General features: G+C 67.2%; 15 protein-coding genes. 8 read left to right on the plus strand and 7 right to left on the minus strand.

Going from position 1 to position 15,632, the window contains the following annotated elements:
- Positions 1-34: 34 nt before the first annotated feature.
- Positions 35-403 (plus strand): cupin domain-containing protein, encoded by a 369-nt coding sequence (locus Cte04_RS03845; RefSeq protein ID WP_066473910.1) that lies wholly within the window; start codon positions 35-37, stop codon positions 401-403.
- A gap of 104 nt (positions 404-507) precedes the next feature.
- Positions 508-879 (plus strand): YfeK family protein, encoded by a 372-nt coding sequence (locus Cte04_RS03850; protein WP_066472314.1) that lies wholly within the window; start codon positions 508-510, stop codon positions 877-879.
- 39 nt (positions 880-918) lie between these two features.
- On the opposite strand, the gene Cte04_RS03855 is transcribed toward Cte04_RS03850, so the two are convergent.
- On the minus strand, positions 919-1,791 hold the full coding sequence (locus Cte04_RS03855) for a methylglyoxal synthase (RefSeq protein ID WP_066472317.1): 873 nt from the start codon (positions 1,789-1,791) through the stop codon (positions 919-921).
- A gap of 172 nt (positions 1,792-1,963) precedes the next feature.
- Here Cte04_RS03855 and Cte04_RS03860 point away from each other — a divergent pair, with 172 nt between their 5' ends.
- From Cte04_RS03860 to Cte04_RS03885, 6 genes are all read left to right on the plus strand, one after another.
- Complete coding sequence (locus tag Cte04_RS03860; protein WP_066472319.1) at positions 1,964-2,881, plus strand: alpha/beta hydrolase; 918 nt, start codon at positions 1,964-1,966, stop codon at positions 2,879-2,881.
- A 119-nt stretch (positions 2,882-3,000) separates the two neighbouring features.
- Entirely contained in the window at positions 3,001-4,005 is a 1,005-nt protein-coding gene (miaA, locus tag Cte04_RS03865; protein WP_066472321.1) for a tRNA (adenosine(37)-N6)-dimethylallyltransferase MiaA, read from the plus strand.
- Positions 4,006-4,027: 22 nt separating this feature from the next.
- Entirely contained in the window at positions 4,028-4,771 is a 744-nt protein-coding gene (locus Cte04_RS03870) for an ABC transporter ATP-binding protein (protein WP_083526493.1), read from the plus strand.
- A gap of 9 nt (positions 4,772-4,780) precedes the next feature.
- Entirely contained in the window at positions 4,781-7,429 is a 2,649-nt protein-coding gene (locus tag Cte04_RS03875) for an ABC transporter permease (protein ID WP_066472323.1), read from the plus strand.
- Between the two features lie 82 nt (positions 7,430-7,511).
- A complete protein-coding gene (locus Cte04_RS03880) occupies positions 7,512-8,588 on the plus strand; it encodes a PLP-dependent cysteine synthase family protein (protein WP_174522889.1) in 1,077 nt (358 codons plus the stop codon).
- 6 nt (positions 8,589-8,594) lie between these two features.
- Positions 8,595-9,752: a lipocalin-like domain-containing protein gene (locus tag Cte04_RS03885; protein ID WP_083526494.1), complete on the plus strand. Its 1,158-nt coding sequence runs from the start codon at positions 8,595-8,597 to the stop codon at positions 9,750-9,752.
- A gap of 203 nt (positions 9,753-9,955) precedes the next feature.
- On the opposite strand, the gene Cte04_RS03890 is transcribed toward Cte04_RS03885, so the two are convergent.
- The 6 genes from Cte04_RS03890 to Cte04_RS03915 form a co-directional block, all read right to left on the minus strand.
- Positions 9,956-10,249 carry a DUF4279 domain-containing protein gene (locus Cte04_RS03890; protein WP_245633308.1) on the minus strand — a complete coding sequence of 98 codons (294 nt, stop codon included), beginning with the start codon at positions 10,247-10,249 and terminating at the stop codon, positions 9,956-9,958.
- A gap of 201 nt (positions 10,250-10,450) precedes the next feature.
- Complete coding sequence (locus Cte04_RS03895; protein WP_066472331.1) at positions 10,451-11,443, minus strand: branched-chain amino acid ABC transporter permease; 993 nt, start codon at positions 11,441-11,443, stop codon at positions 10,451-10,453.
- Positions 11,444-11,455: 12 nt separating this feature from the next.
- Positions 11,456-12,340, minus strand: coding sequence for a branched-chain amino acid ABC transporter permease (locus Cte04_RS03900; RefSeq protein WP_066472336.1), 885 nt, complete (start codon positions 12,338-12,340; stop codon positions 11,456-11,458).
- Positions 12,341-12,399: 59 nt separating this feature from the next.
- The gene (locus Cte04_RS03905; protein WP_066472340.1) at positions 12,400-13,596 is read right to left on the minus strand and encodes an ABC transporter substrate-binding protein; all 1,197 of its coding nucleotides are present in this window, start codon (positions 13,594-13,596) and stop codon (positions 12,400-12,402) included.
- A 78-nt stretch (positions 13,597-13,674) separates the two neighbouring features.
- On the minus strand, positions 13,675-14,394 hold the full coding sequence (locus Cte04_RS03910; protein ID WP_066472342.1) for an ABC transporter ATP-binding protein: 720 nt from the start codon (positions 14,392-14,394) through the stop codon (positions 13,675-13,677).
- Positions 14,395-14,482: 88 nt separating this feature from the next.
- Positions 14,483-15,253: an ABC transporter ATP-binding protein gene (locus Cte04_RS03915; RefSeq protein WP_066472346.1), complete on the minus strand. Its 771-nt coding sequence runs from the start codon at positions 15,251-15,253 to the stop codon at positions 14,483-14,485.
- Between the last annotated feature and the right edge of the window lie 379 nt (positions 15,254-15,632).

A 15,632-nucleotide genomic window follows, 5' to 3' on the forward strand; every position in this document is an offset into this window, starting at 1 on the left:
TTTTTCCCGCCTGCTGTGCACCGGCGCCGCCTTCATGCTGTTCAACGGCCCGGCCATGGCCCAGGCCAATGCGCCACAGGCCAGCGGCCTGTCGCGTACCCTGGTGGGCAGGGCCGATGTCTCGGTCCCCGGCCGCGAGGCCGTGGTCGCCAAGGTCGAGGTCGCGCCGGGCTCGCGGGCCGGGCGCCATACCCATCCGGGCGACGAGATCAGCTATGTGACCGACGGCGAAGTCGACCTGCTGGTCGACGGCCAGCCCGCGCGCACCCTCAAGGCCGGCGAATCCTTCGTGATACCGGCCGGCGTGGTGCACGATGCCCACAATGCCAGCGGCGCTCCCGCACGGCTGGTGGGCGTCTATGTGGTGGAAAAAGGCAGGCCGCTGGCCACGCCCGTGCCCTGAGGCACTTGCTCCATCCCGGGCCGTAGCGCCGGGCCTGGCACCCCATGTTTTGGGCAGATTGATCGCCCCGGCTACCATGGCGCGATGCTTGCCGGAAACACGCCATGAAACCACTCGCCTCGCTTGTCCTCGGCCTTCTGTGCGCACTGCCGCCGGCCGCCCGGGCAGAACAGCCTTCGCCGGCTGCCGCCCAGGAAATCGAACACCTGATCGGCTACCTGCATGATTCGGGCTGCGAATTCATGCGCAACGGCAGCTGGTATGGCAGCACCAAGGCGGCCGACCATCTGCGCCAGAAGTACGACTATCTGCGGAAAAAAGGCTGGGTCGCGACAGCCGAGGACTTCATCGCCCGCGCGGGCAGCGAAAGCAGCATGAGCCACAAGCCCTATGCAGTGCGCTGCGCCGACCAGCCCGCCGAGCCCAGCGGCCCGTGGCTGCAGGCCGAACTCAGGCGCTACCGCAGCGCCCGATGAGGCGAGCCGGACGGCCACGCGCCAGGCCTGCGCCGCACGTCACTTGCGGCGCATTGCCGCATCGCACCAGCGCTGCGCCACCCGGGGCGAGGTGCTGCATACGGCCTCGTGCGTGACGGTGGTCACCGCACGCTCCAGCAGCTGGATGTCGGCCTCGTGCTGGCGCGCCACATGCGGGTCCTCGAAGAAGATGGCGCGCTGGCAGCGGCGCTCCAGCACCAGGTCGGCGATCTGCGCATCGCCGCCCAGCGGGCCGCTGTTGAAGCGGTCCACCCACGGCCTGTCGGCAGGCCAGCCCTTGCTCCAGGCCAGCTCGTTGAGCTTCTGGCCCGTGGTGCCCGTGCCCACGCGGCGGCGGTAGCGCGACAGCAGCTCGAAGTTGCGGTCCGCGAACTCCAGCATGGTGGGCTTCATCGCATCGTGGGCGATCAGCGCCAGCGTCTGGTTCTCATAGTCGTAGAAGCGGTCGGCATTGCGGTCGCGCGGCAGGCCGGCATGGATGCGCTCCATCTCCACCCAGTCCCGCGCCGAGGCCACGGTGGACAGGAAGGGCTTGCCGTGGATCACGCACTGGCGCTTCAGGGCCAGCGCCTCGGGAAAGATGGAGGAAGGATCGACGGGATCGGCCAGGTAGATGGCGCCGTCGAGCTGGCGGCCGTCGCCCTCCATGCCCACGACTTCGGCCACCAGCTTCATCAGCCCGCCTTCGCGCCCGTAGGGATAGCGCACCAGGCCCTTGTAGCCGTGGAGCATGCTGGCCGCCGTGATCGCGTCATAGGTGCGCCCGATGGCATGAAAGCCCAGCTGCAATTCGCGTATGCCCGCCTCGCAGGCCCTCAGGAAGGAGAACAGCGCGGCATCCTCGTTCTGGTGGTGAAGTTTGTTCGCAGCAAGTCCCAGGCAAATCGGCATTTCCAAGCATCCACAAAACAGGAGTTCAAAGGGCCATGCCCCGGGCATGCAGGGTGGCCGCCTACCGGGAGCAAGAAAACACCCCAAGAATATCGCCAATTGGCAGCATGACTCATGGGATGGCTGTGCTTGCAGCCATACTTGCGCAAACACTTGACGCCTTCCGAAGTTCATGCCTTTCCTGTCATCGTTCCGGAACCGCCGCCGCGCGCATGTGACGGCCATGCTGGCAGCCGTGCTGGCCGGCGCGGCCGTCGCCGTCAGCACCGGCTGCTCGGCGCTCGACGCCAAGCAGCGCAGCTGGATCTTCCAGCCCAGCAACCGCAGCTGGGGCCAGGCCGATACGGCCGGCATGCAGGATGTGTGGATCGCCTTTCGCAGCGAGGACGGCAGCGATGCCAGGCTGCACGGCCTGTGGATGCCGGCGGCCGGCAGCCAGGCGCCGCTGCTGCTGTACCTGCATGGCGCACGCTGGAACGTGGGCACCTCGGCGCCGCGCATACGCCGTCTCAACAGCCTGGGCTTTTCGGTGCTGGCCGTGGACTACCGGGGCTTCGGCGAGAGCAGCGCCGCCCTGCCTTCCGAGCAGTCGGCCCGCGAGGATGCCCGCGCGGCCTGGAACTGGCTGGCCGGCCAGGCGCCCGGCCGGCCGCGCTACCTGTTCGGCCACTCGCTGGGCGGCGCGATTGCCATCGATCTGGCCAGCCAGACCGACGACGAGGCCGGCGTCATGGTCGAGTCCACCTTCACCAGCATTGCCGACGTGGTAAGCACCATGCGCTGGGGCTGGCTGCCGGTGGGGCCGCTGATCACGCAGCGCTTCGCATCGGCCGACAAGGTGGCCGCCATCCGCTCGCCGCTGCTGGTCGTCCACGGCACGGCCGATGCACTGATTCCCTCCGACCTCGGCCGCCGGCTTTACGAGGCCGCGAGCGAACCCAAGCGCTTCATCCTGGTGGATGGCGGCACCCACCACAACACCCAGGCCAGGGCCATGCAGCAGTACCGCGCGGCCCTGAAGGACTTGTTCGGCCTGCAGCCGCCGCAGGACAAGACCGCCAGGGCCCGGCCCATGGCGGCCGGCGGATAAAAGGCCGCGCCGCAGCCGGGCCGGGCATATGGCGTTATGCTCCGCCGCCTGCACCGCAGCACCGGCGCATCGGCCAGGCATCCGCTTGGCACGCTGCGCCGCCAAGATCCACAGTTTCCATGACAGCCCATTGCACCCTTCCCTGCATCGCCATCGCCGGCCCCACGGCTTCGGGAAAGACCGCGGCCGCGCTGGCCCTGGCGGCATTGCTGGAGCGGCGCGGCCGGAAGGCGGAAATCATCAGCGTGGACTCGGCGCTGGTCTACCGCGGCATGGACATCGGCACGGCCAAGCCGTCCCGCGAAGAACTGGCCGCCGTGCCCCACCACCTGATCGACATCATCGACCCGCTGCAGGCCTATAGCGCGGCCGAATTCGTGCGCGACACGGTGCGTCTGACGGCCGAGATCCGCGCGCGCGGCGCCCTGCCCCTGCTCGTGGGCGGCACCATGCTGTATTTCAAGGCCTTGATGGACGGCCTGGACGACATGCCCGCCGCCAGCCCCGGGGTGCGCGCCGCGCTGGACGCCGAAGCCGCCCGGCTGGGCTGGCCCGCCCTGCATGCCAGGCTGGCGCAGGTGGACCCCGTCACCGCCGCGCGCCTGGCCCCGGGCGACAGCCAGCGCATCCAGCGCGCACTCGAGGTCTGGGAGGTGTCAGGCAAGCCGCTGTCGAGCTTTCACACTTCCAAAAAGGAAGCAGGCTACGCAGGCCCCATCGGCCTCAGGGCGCTTTTTTCTCTGGAACCGCAAGATCGCGCCTGGCTGCACCAGCGCATTGCGCTGCGCTTTGACCTGATGCTGGAGCAGGGCTTCATCGACGAGGTGCGCATGCTGCGCGCGCGCGGCGACCTGCACCCGGACCTGCCCTCGATCCGCTGCGTGGGCTACCGCCAGGCCTGGGAAGCGCTCGACGCCCTCGAAGCCGATCCCGCAAGGCCACTGGACCTGAACGGCCTGCGCGAGCGCAGCATCGCCGCCACGCGCCAGCTGGCCAAGCGCCAGATCACCTGGCTGCGCAGCATGCCCTCCCGCCAGCCCATTGCCTGCGACGCCCCCGACGCCCAGCAGCAGTTGCTGGCGGCGGCCCTGGCCGCCATAGACGCAGCACAACAGGCCGGCTGAGCGCGGCGCTTAAGATGGGGTCATGCCTTTTGCCGCCGCCTCTGCCGCACCTTCCGATCCCACTGTCGATGCCACTGCCCGCGCCGCTCCCCTGGTGCTGGTAGACCGCCTGGCCAAGCGCTATGGCCAGGTGCCGGCATCCACGGTTTTCGAGCAGGTCAGCTGCGCCGTCCAGCCCGGCGAATTCGTGGCCGTGGTTGGCGATTCGGGCGTGGGCAAATCCACGTTCCTCAATTGCCTGGCGGGGCTGGACACCTGGCAGCAGGGCCGCGTGGTGCATGCGGGTGTGGACCTTTCCACGCTGGACGAGGCGCAGCGCGCCGTCTGGCGACGCCGGCACCTGGGCTTTGTGTTCCAGGCCTTCCATGTGCTGCCGCACCTGGACGTGGCGCAGAACATTGCCCTGCCGCTGATGCTGCTGGGCCGCCGCGGCGCGGAGAACCGGGAGCGCGTCCGGCAGGTACTGCAGGCCGTGGGCCTGGACGGCCTGGGCGGGCGGCTACCGCAGCAGCTCAGCGGCGGCCAGCTGCAGCGCGTGGCCATCGCACGCGCCCTGGTCCACGCGCCGCCGCTGCTGCTGGCCGACGAACCCACGGGCAATCTGGACCCCGGTACGGCCCGCCAGATCATGGATCTGCTGCTGGCCCAGACCCGCGAGCGGCAGACGGCGCTGGTGCTGGTCACCCACTCCATGGACGCCGCCCGGCGTGCGGACCGCGTGCTGCGGCTGACGGCGCAGGGCATGCGGCCCGAGACCGACTGCTGAAGGCCTGCCATGTGGTCCCTGCTCTGTACTTTCTCCTGGCAGGAACTGCGCCGCCATCCATGGCGCGCGGCCACGGCCTGGGTCGCCATCCTGCTGGGCGTGGCCCTGGGCTTTGCCGTCCATGTGATCAACCAGTCGGCACTGGACGAGTTCTCGCGCGCCGTGCGCAGCGTGGGTGGCCAGCCCGACCTGCAGCTCCATGCCATGCAGGGCGGCCTGCCGCTGGCGCTGTACCGGCAGGTGGCTCAGGCCCCGGGCATCGCGCGCGCCATGCCCTGGATCGAAACCTCGGTGCTGCTGCCGCGGGCCGATGCGGGACAGGGCCTGGACGGCCCCACGCGGCAGACCCGCGGCGCGGCGCAGGGTACGGCGCTGCGCGTCCTGGGTGGCGATGCCCTGCTGATGGCCGCCGTGGCGCCTGCGCTCATGCCACGCCTGGCCGAGGGCAGCAGCCGCCTGGACCTGTTCGCGCCCGATGCGGTGTTTCTCAACGCCGCCGCGCTCCAGGCCCTGCACCTGCCGGCCAATGCGCCGTCCGGCACGCCCGTAACATGGCTGCAGAACGGCCAGCGGCAGACGCTGCGCCTGGCCGGCACCGTGGCCGCCGCCGCGGGGCCGGTGGCGGTCATGGACATTGGCGCTCTGCAGGACCTGATGCAGCAGTGGGATACGGTGGACCGCATCGACCTGCAGCTGGCCGACGGTGCCGCGCGCAGCGATGCCATCGCCGCGCTGCGCAAGCTGCCCGGCTGGCAGCCGCAGATCCTGGTGCAGCAGCCGGGCGACGAGCAGCAGCGCGTGGGCGAAATGTCGCGCGCCTACCGCGTCAATCTCACGGTGCTGGCGCTCGTGGCCCTGTTCACGGGCGCTTTCCTGGTGTTCTCGGTGCTGGCGCTCAGCGTGGCCCAGCGGGCACCGCAGTTCGCGCTGCTGGCCGTGCTGGGCACCACGCCGCGCCAGCGCATGGGCCTGGTGCTCCTGGAAGCCCTGGCTCTGGGCCTGCTCGGCAGTGTTGCCGGCATCGCGGCGGGCACGGGCCTGGCCTGGCTGGCCCTGCACTGGCTGGGCGGCGATCTGGGCGGCGGCTACTTTGCCGGCGTCAGCCCCGCACTGCAATGGAACCCCGTGGCCGCGCTGGTGTTCGGCCTGCTGGGCGTTGCCGCCACCGTGGCCGGCGCCTGGTGGCCGGCCCGCCAGGCCATGGAACTGCCACCGGCCGCCACGCTCAAGGGCATGGGCGGCGGCACGGAGTCGCGCGCCCGGGCCTGGCCTGCAGTCGCACTGCTGGCAGCCAGCGTGCTGCTGGCGCTGGTGCCGCCCGTGGCCGGCGTGCCGCTGGCCGCCTATGTGGCCGTGGCATTGCTTCTGCTGGGCGGCATGGCGGCGCTGCCCTGGCTGCTGGCCCTGCTGCTGCGCAGTCTGCCCCCGGCTTTGCTGCAGCGGGCGCTGCCGCTGCTGGCCGTGGAACGTGCACGCCGCATGCGCCGCGCCACCACGGTGGCCGTGGGCGGCGTGGTGGCCAGCCTGTCCCTGGCCGTGGCCCTGACGGTCATGGTCACCAGCTTTCGCTCCAGCATGATGGAGTGGCTCGATGCCGTGCTGCCCGCGCCCTGGTACGTGCGCGCCGCGGGCGGCTCCAGCCGCGTCGATGCGGCCCTGCTGCCGGCCCGCGCGGCAGGGGCCATCGGCGCACTGCCCGGCGTGGAACGGGCCCAGGCCATGCGCACCGGCAGCCTGCAGCTGCTGACCGACCAGCCTGCCGTCAGCCTGCTGGTACGCCCTCTGCACGGCCCGCAGGCCCAGCAGCTGCCATGGGTCCAGGCACCCGACCCGAAGTTGGTGCGTGAGGGGATTGCCGTCTATGTCAGCGAGGCCATCGCCCAGCTCTACCACCTCGGCGTCGGCGATGACTGGCCGCTGCTTTCCAAGGCTTTCAGCCATGAAACCAAGGACATGCAAGCGCCAGTAGCTTCTTTTTATGTAGCAGGCATCTGGCGCGACTACATCCGCCAGTTCGGCGCGGTGGCCATGGACTGGCAGGACTATCTGCGCCTGGGCGGCAGCCCGCAAGCCAGCGAGATCGCCATCTGGCCGCAGTCCGCACCGGCCCCGTCGTTCGCCGAAATGCAGGCCCGCGTCGAACAGGCCGTGCAGGCCAGCCAGGAGACCGGCGCATCCGATGCCCCGCCGGCCCTGGAATTCGTGAGCAGCCTGGCCTTGCGCGAACGCTCGCTGCGCATCTTCGACCGCAGCTTTGCCGTGACCTACTGGCTGCAGGCCGTGGCCATCGGCATAGGGCTGTTCGGCATTGCCGCCAGCTTCAGCGCCCAGGTACTGGCCCGGCGCAAGGAATTCGGCCTGCTGGCGCACCTGGGGCTGACGCGCGCCAACATCCTGGCCGTGGTCGCCGCCGAGGGCCTGGCCTGGACCGCGCTGGGCGCCGTGGCCGGCACGCTGCTGGGCCTGGGCGTGGCCGTGATCCTGGTGCATGTGGTCAACCCGCAGAGCTTTCACTGGACCATGGACCTGCGCGTGCCGGCGCTGCGGCTCGCCGCCCTTTGCGGCGCCGTGGTGCTGGCGGGCACCGTCACCGCCTGGCTGGCAGGGCGGCAGGCCGCCGGTACCCAGGCCGTGCTGGCCGTCAAGGAAGATTGGTAGCGAACTCTTTCGCGCGCTTGCGCTCCCATGCTGAAATACATTCCACTGATTCCATAGCGCCATGATGAACCACCCGAACACCATGACCTCCGCTCCCCCTGCCTGCGGCCAGGACGGCTGGCAGCATGCCGCCATCGCTCGCATCGAGGCCGACTACCAGCGCAGCGCCGACACACACCTGATCCCGCTGCCGCTGCCCGGCTACGCCCGCCATGGCATCGACCTTTATCTCAAGGACGAATCCACCCATCCCTCGGGCAGCCTCAAGCACCGGCTCGCGCGCTCGCTGTTCCTGTATGCGCTGTGCAATGGCTGGATACGCGAGGGCTCGACCATCGTCGAAGCCTCCAGCGGCTCCACGGCCGTGAGCGAAGCCTATTTCGCGCGCCTGCTGGGCCTGCCCTTCGTGGCCGTGATGCCGCGCACCACCTCGGCCGAGAAGATCGCACTGATCGAGTTCTACGGCGGCTGCTGCCACTTCGTGGACGCGGCCTCCGAGGTCTATGACGCCGCACGCACCATCGCCCGCGAAAGCGGCGGCCATTACATGGACCAGTTCACCTATGCCGAGCGCGCCACCGACTGGCGCGGCAACAACAACATCGCCGAAAGCATGTTCCAGCAGATGCAGCGCGAGCGCTTTGCGGTGCCGCGCTGGATCGTGGTGGGCGCGGGCACGGGCGGCACCAGCGCCACCATCGGCCGCTATGTGCGCTACCAGCAGCATGCCACCCGGCTGTGCGTGGCCGACCCCGAAGGCTCGGTATTCAGCGCTTACCACCGCACGGGCGACGCATCGCTGACGGCGCCGGGCTCGCGCATCGAGGGCATAGGACGGCCGCGCGTGGAGCCCAGCTTCATCCGCACCCTGGTCGACCGCATGGAAGAAGTGGCCGACGACGAATCGGTGGCCGGCATGCAGCTGCTGTCGGGCCTGCTGGGAAGGCGGGTCGGCCCTTCGACAGGCACCAACTTCGTGGCCATGCTGCGCCTGGCCAATGCCATGCGCGATGCGGGCGAGCAGGGCTCCATCCTGTCGCTGCTGTGCGATGCCGGCGAGCGCTACCTGCCCACCTACTACGACCCGCACTGGGTGGAGCGCAGCCTGGGCGACTGCCTGGCTGCGCGCTCGCGGCTGGAGCGGCTGCTGGCTCCCTGATGCGCCATGCCGCCTGCCGCACCATCTTTCGCATGGCCGTCCATGCGCCGGCGTGACTGGCTTGGACTGGCCGTCATGGCCAGCGCCGGCATAGCCACGCCCCGGGCCTGGGCCTTGCCGCCCAAGACCCTGGTGTTCCCGCGCGATTTCGGCAGCCATCCCGATCTGCAGACCGAGTGGTGGTACATCACCGGCCAGGTCCGCGCCGGCGGCAGGCCCTGGGGCTTTCAGCTCACGTTCTTCCGCTCGCGCGTGGCCGCCACGCAGAACATGCGCTCGGACTTCGCGGCCCGGCAGCTGATCTTCGCGCATGCGGCGCTGTGCGACGTGCAGGGCCGCCGGCTGCTGCATGACCAGCGCATGGCGCGCGCGGGCATGGGGCTGGCCGATGCCGCCACCGGCGACACCCGGGTCCACATCCAGGACTGGCAGCTGCAGCGCCAGCCCGTGGCAGGGCAAAGCGCCGACCAGGCCAGCCGCTACCAGGCGCGGCTCCCGGCCCGGGATTTCACGCTCGACCTGCAGTTCGACACCACCCAGCCCGTTTTATTGCAGGGCCGCAACGGCCTGTCGCGCAAGGGCCCCGACAGCGACCAGGCCAGCTACTACTACAGCCAGCCACAGTTGCAGGTCAGCGGCAGCATCACCGTGCAGGGCCAGCGCCTGGCCGTGGAAAGCGCGGCCCAGCACCCCCATGCCAACCGCGCCTGGCTGGACCATGAGTGCAGCGAGGCCCTGCTGCACCGGGAAGCCCAGGGCTGGGACTGGATAGGCATGAACCTCGACGACGGCAGCGCGCTCACGGCCTTCCATCTGCGCCGCCCGGACGGCTCCGCGCTCTGGGCCGGGGGGTCGTTCCGCGCAGCCGGCCGGCCCGTGCAAAGCTTTGCACCGCAGCAGGTGCGGTTCGAGCCGCTGCGCTACTGGAGCAGCCCGCTGAGCCGAGCCCGCTATCCCGTTGCCTGGCAGGTGCAGACGCCGGCGGGCCTGTTCGAAGTCCAGGCTCTGGTGGACGACCAGGAACTGGACAGCCGCGCCAGCACCGGCGCCATCTACTGGGAAGGCCTGTGCGAACTACTGCGCGTAAGCGCCGATGGCAGCCGCAGGCATGCCGGCAGCGGCTATCTGGAAATGACGGGCTATGCCGATGCGCTGAAGCTGTAAGGTGAGGAATATTGCGCGAATATTAGGGTGAGGTCGGCTCATGACCCGAAGCTGGACTAGCGTTTATTCAATTGCTGACATTGGTGGACCAAACTAAGCCTGCGGCATGCCCTTATGAGCATCCGACACATCCCGTTCGTAGATGTCGAGCGACAACATGATGCCGCGCTGTCCTAATGCAAGCATGGTCTCGGGCGAAATTTTCACGCCCTCATTTCCACTGCCCATGAACCAACCGCAGAACAAATCAACGCGAAACCGCGTCGCGATGTCCCCCAGACCGATAGGTCTGACGTAACTTGACCAAGCAACTCAGAGACCTGACCGTCCAAGTCTTCCGGTTCGGCCTCCTTTGCCCTTAGACGCCACATGCCCGATTTCTTCGTAGCAATGCGGCCCGATGAGCCCGAAGGGTACTGATGCCCTTTCGCATAAGCTGACGTTGGCACTGCACTGAGCAGCTTCGAAATCTCCTCGGGCACAAGTTCTTCACCCATGATGCGCAACGTTGCCACAGACCGTTCGAGATGGGCCACTAGTGAAACCTATTCAGATTGACGAAGGACCGCTACTGACTCCATTGTGCCAATGGAGCGAATATCTGGTTATGGCCGATAAGACTCATTCAATCAGGCACTCCTCAAAATGCAAACCCAGGGATTGATTCTTTCCCTGGGTTTTCTTGAAGCAGACAACCACTATTTCCTGCGCTGCAGTCGGGCGATCAGCTCGCCCATGATGCCGCGGCGGAACAGCAGCACGCACAGCACGAAGATCAGGCCGGTGACGATGGTCACGGACTCGCCCAGCGTGGAGAACCATTCGATGCCCGTGGTGCGCGCCATGAAGGTGCCGAAATCGCCGATCTTGTTCTCCAGCGCCACGACCACGGCAGAGCCCAGCAGCGGGCCCGAGAGCGTGCCCAGGCCGCCCATCAGCGTCATGAGGATCACATGGCCCGACGTGGTCCAGTGCACGTCGGACAGCGTGGCAAAGCCCAGCACCATGGTCTTGAGCGAGCCGGCCAGGCCCGTGAGCGCGGCCGAGATCACGAAGGCCAGCAGCTTGAAGCGGTTGACGTCGTAGCCCAGCGAAATGGCGCGCGGCTCGTTTTCCTTGATGGCCTTGAGCACCTGGCCGAACGGCGAATGGATGGTGCGCACGATGAGCAGAAAGGCCAGCACCACGATGACCAGCGTCACGTAGTACATGGTCAGGTCGCTGTCCAGGTCGAGCAGGCCCAGCAGCTTGCCGCGCGGCACGCCCTGCAGGCCGTCCTCGCCGCCCGTGAACGGCGCCTGCAGGGCGCCGAAGAACAGCATCTGGGCCAGCGCCAGCGTGATCATCGAGAAATAAATGCCCTGGCGGCGGATGGCCAGCCAGCCGAACACCAGGCCCAGCACGGCACCGAAGGCCGTACCCAGCAGCATGCCGATCTCTGGGGTGACGGCCCAGGCCTTGACGGTATAGCCCGTGATGTAGGCCGCGCCGCCGAGAAAGGCCGCATGGCCGAAGGACAGCAGGCCCGTATAGCCGAGCAGCAGGTTGAAGGCCGAAGCGAAGAGTGCGAAGCACATGAGCTTCATCACGAACACGGGATAGGCGCCCAGGAATGGCGCGGCGATCAGGCCCAGCAGCAGCAGGCCGTAACCCCAGGGCGCAATGCGTTGAACAGGCATCTTGGATTTCATGTAGCGCCCCTCTTATTTTTCTTTGCCGAAGAGGCCTGCGGGGCGAATCAGCAGAACGATCACCATGATGAAAAAGACGACGGTGGACGAAGCCTCGGGCCAGAACACCTTGGTCAGGCCCTCGATCACGCCCAGCCCCAGGCCGGTGACGATGGAGCCCATGATGGAGCCCATGCCGCCGATCACCACCACGGCGAACACCACGATGATGAGGTTCTGCCCCATCAGCGGCGTGACCTGGTAGACCGGTGCGGCCAGCACGCCGGCGAAGGCGGCCAGCGCGGCGCCGAAGGCATAGGTCAGCGTGATCATGACGGGCACGTTCACGCCGAAGGCCTCGACCAGGCGCGGATTCTCGGTGCCCGCGCGCAGGTAGGCGCCGATGCGGGTCTTCTCGATCACGAACCAGGTCGCGATGCAGACCACGATGGAGGCCAGCACCACCCATGCGCGGTAGTTGGGCAGCACCATGAAGCCCAGGTTGGTGGCGCCTTCGAGCAGTTCGGGCGTGTCGTAGCCCAGGCCCGAGACGCCGTAGACCGAGCGGAAAACGCCCTCGATCAGCAGCGACAGCCCCAGCGTGAGCAGCAGGCCGTAGAGATGATCGAGCTTGTAGATCCAGCGCAGCAGAAAGCGCTCTATGAGCACGCCGAAAAATCCCACCAGCACGGGGGCCAGGATCAACATCACCCAGTAGTTGATCTCGAAATAGCTCATGGCCATCCAGGTGAACATGGCCCCGAGCATGAACAGTGCGCCGTGCGCAAAGTTGATGACGTTGAGCAGGCCGAAGATCACGGCCAGGCCCAGGCTCAGGATTGCGTAGAACGAGCCGTTGACCAGCCCCAGGAGGAGCTGGCTCATCAGGCCCGGCAATGAAACACCGAAGATTTCCATGAGAGGTACGCTGGTGGGTAATCGATAAACGCGGTGAGCGTCAGGGCCGGGGCGTCAGATCACTTCCAGGCCGCGCACTTGGTCTCGGCCTTGGTGGTCCAGACGGTGTCGGCGGGCAGGGTCTGCAGCACCTTCAGGTAGTCCCAGGGCTTCTTGGACTCGCTGGGCTTCTTGGCTTCCACCAGGTACATGTCGTGCGCGAAGGTGCCGTCGGGACGGATCGAGCCCTTGGCGTAGAAGTCGTTGATGGGCGTGCTCTTGAGGTAGGCCATCACCTTCTCGGCATTGGTGGTCTTCACGGCCTCGACCGCCTTCAGGTAGTTCATCACGGCCGAGTAGTCGGCGGCCTGCACGTCGGTGGGCATGCGCTTGGTCTTGGCAAAGAACTTGTTGGCGAACTTGCGCGTCTCGTCGTTCATGTCCCAGTACCAGCTGGTGGTGTGCAGCAGGCCTTCGGTGTTCTTCAGGCCCAGGCTGTGGATGTCGGTCAGGAAGACCAGCAGGCCCGCGGTCTTCATGGTCTTGTTGATGCCGAATTCCTTGGCCGCCTTGATGGCGTTGATGGTGTCGCCGCCGGCATTGGCCAGGCCCAGGATCTGGGCCTTGGAGTTCTGCGCCTGCAGCAGGAAGGACGAGAAGTCCGAGGCGTTGAGCGGGTGCTTGACCGAACCCAGCACCTGGCCGCCCTTGGCCTTGATCACGGCCGTGGTGTCGGCTTCCAGCGCGTGGCCGAACGCGTAGTCGGCCGTCAGGAAGAACCAGTTCTTGCCCCCGCGGTCCACCACGGCGCCGCCCGTGCCCTTGGCCAGTGCCACGGTGTCATAGGCATAGTGGATGGTGTAGGGATTGCACTGCTCGTTGGTCAGCGCCGAGGAGCCCGCGCCGTTGTTGATGTGCACGCGCTTTTTCTCGTTGGCCACCTGCGAAACGGCCAGGGCCGTGCCCGAGTTCGTGCCGCTGAACACCAGCGAGATGTTCTGGGTATCGATCCACTCGCGCATCTTGGATGCCGCGATGTCGGCCTTGTTCTGGTGGTCGGCCGTCAGCAGCTCGATGGGCTGGCCCAGCGCCTTGCCGCCGAAGTCCTCGATGGCCATCTGCATGGCGACCACGCCGTTCTTGCCTTCCACGTCGGCATAAAGGCTGGACATGTCGGTCACGAAGCCGATCTTCACCTTTTCCTGGGCCTGCACCAGGGGGCTGGCCAGGCCGGCGGCCACCAGCATGCACGACAGGACGCTCAACTTTGCTTTCATCACGGTCTCCTTGGTTTGGGGTGGTTTGTTGTCAGCGGGTCAATGAAGCACCAACTCTGTGAATCCATGGCGAAAGGCTCAGACGCCCAGCAGCTCGTTGAGCACCGGCATCTTGGCCTCCAGCTCGGCGGCGCCGAAGCGCTCGACCACATGGCCGTGCTCGACCACGTAGAAGCGGTCGGCCAGCGGCGCGGCAAAGCGGAAGTTCTGCTCCACCATGACCACGGTGTAGCCCTTGGCGCGCAGCGTGGTGATCATGCGCGCCAGCGCCTGCACGATCACGGGCGCCAGGCCCTCGGAAATCTCGTCGAGCAGCAGCAGCCGCGCGCCGGTGCGCAGGATGCGGGCCACGGCCAGCATCTGCTGCTCGCCGCCCGACAGGCGCGTGCCCTGGCTGTGGCGGCGCTCATGGAGGTTGGGGAACATCTCGTAGATTTCCGCGATGCTCATGCCGGCCTCGCCCGTCTTGAGCGGCGGCGGCAGCATCAGGTTTTCCTCGCAGGAGAGGCTGGCGAAGATGCCGCGCTCCTCGGGGCAGTAGCCCACGCCCAGGTGGGCGATCCTGTGCGTGGGCAGATGGATGGTCTCCACGCCGTTGATCCGGATCGAGCCCTTGCGCGAACCGGTCAGGCCCATCACGGCGCGCAGCGTGGAAGTGCGCCCGGCCCCGTTGCGGCCCAGCAGCGTGACCACCTCGCCGGGCTGAACCATCAGGTCCATGCCGTGCAGCACATGGGATTCGCCGTACCAGGCGTTCAGCCCCTTGATCTCCAGCGCCGGAGTGCTTGTCTGATTCATTGTTCGTCGGTCCAAGGCATATCGTTCAAAACAGGCATGGCCCAAGCCCGCTCCATCCATGGAGCAGGCGGCTCAGGAGGGACATATGTCAATGCCCTCCCTGCAGCTGGCCTTCGGTCGTCCCCATATAGGCTTCCATCACCTGCGGATTGTTCGAGACTTCTTCGTAAGGCCCTTCGGCCAGCACCGCCCCGCGCTGCAGCACCGTGATGCGGTCGGCGATCGTGGAGATGACCTTCATGTTGTGCTCCACCATCAGGATGGTGCGGCCGGCCGAGACCTTCTTGATCAGCTGGGTCACGCGGTCCACGTCCTCGTGGCCCATGCCTTGCGTGGGCTCGTCCAGCAGCATGAGCTCGGGCTCCATGGCCAGCGTGGTGGCGATCTCCAGCGCGCGCTTGCGGCCATAGGGCAGGTTGACGGTGACTTCATCGGCCAGGTCCTGCAGGCCCACTTCGGTCAGCAGCTCCATGGCGCGATCGTTGAGCTGGTTCAGCGTCTTTTCGCTGCTCCAGAAATGGAAGGCCGTGCCCAGCTTGCGCTGCAGGCCGATGCGCACGTTCTCCAGCAGCGTGGAATGCGGGAACACGGCCGAGATCTGGAAAGAACGGATCACGCCGCGGCGCGCGATCTGGGCCGGTGCCTCGCGCGTGATGTCGGTGCCGTTGAACAAAATGGTGCCGGAGGTGGGCTCCAGGAACTTGGTCAGCAGGTTGAAACAGGTGGTCTTGCCTGCGCCGTTGGGGCCGATCAACGCATGGATGGAGCCGCGGCGCACGGCCAGGTCGACCTTGCTGACAGCCGTGAAGCCCTTGAACTCTTTGGTGAGGTGATGGGTTTGGAGAATCAGTTCGCTCATCAGTTAACTCATCCGTGCGCGCGCCAGGCCGCAGATCGTGGAAACCTCCAGGAAGCCGGCCCGTGCGGGCATTGCCCACGCAGCCGGTCCACAGCGTCGCATCTTGGCCCTGCGTGCTGCAGCGCCGCAGCGGGAAACTCCTAGGGTCCACGCCATTTCACGCCTGAAACGGCACCATGTTTTCCCTAGGTAGGCTGCTATGGCTTGCCTAGCATGGAAGCACTCGCTCACATACGATGCGCCAGGCAAACGCGCCTTCGGCTCGGCCGGCAAGCGGTGGCGGCGGTTGTCAAGAAGCCGACATATCAAGCGACAGCAGCCTGCGTGCGCGCCGGTTTGCTATGGATAAAAGAGCAAAAATCCAGGGTCCAGGGCCGCG

This window comes from Comamonas terrae, assembly GCF_001544075.1.
Classification (GTDB): Bacteria; Pseudomonadota; Gammaproteobacteria; order Burkholderiales; family Burkholderiaceae_C; genus Comamonas; species Comamonas terrae.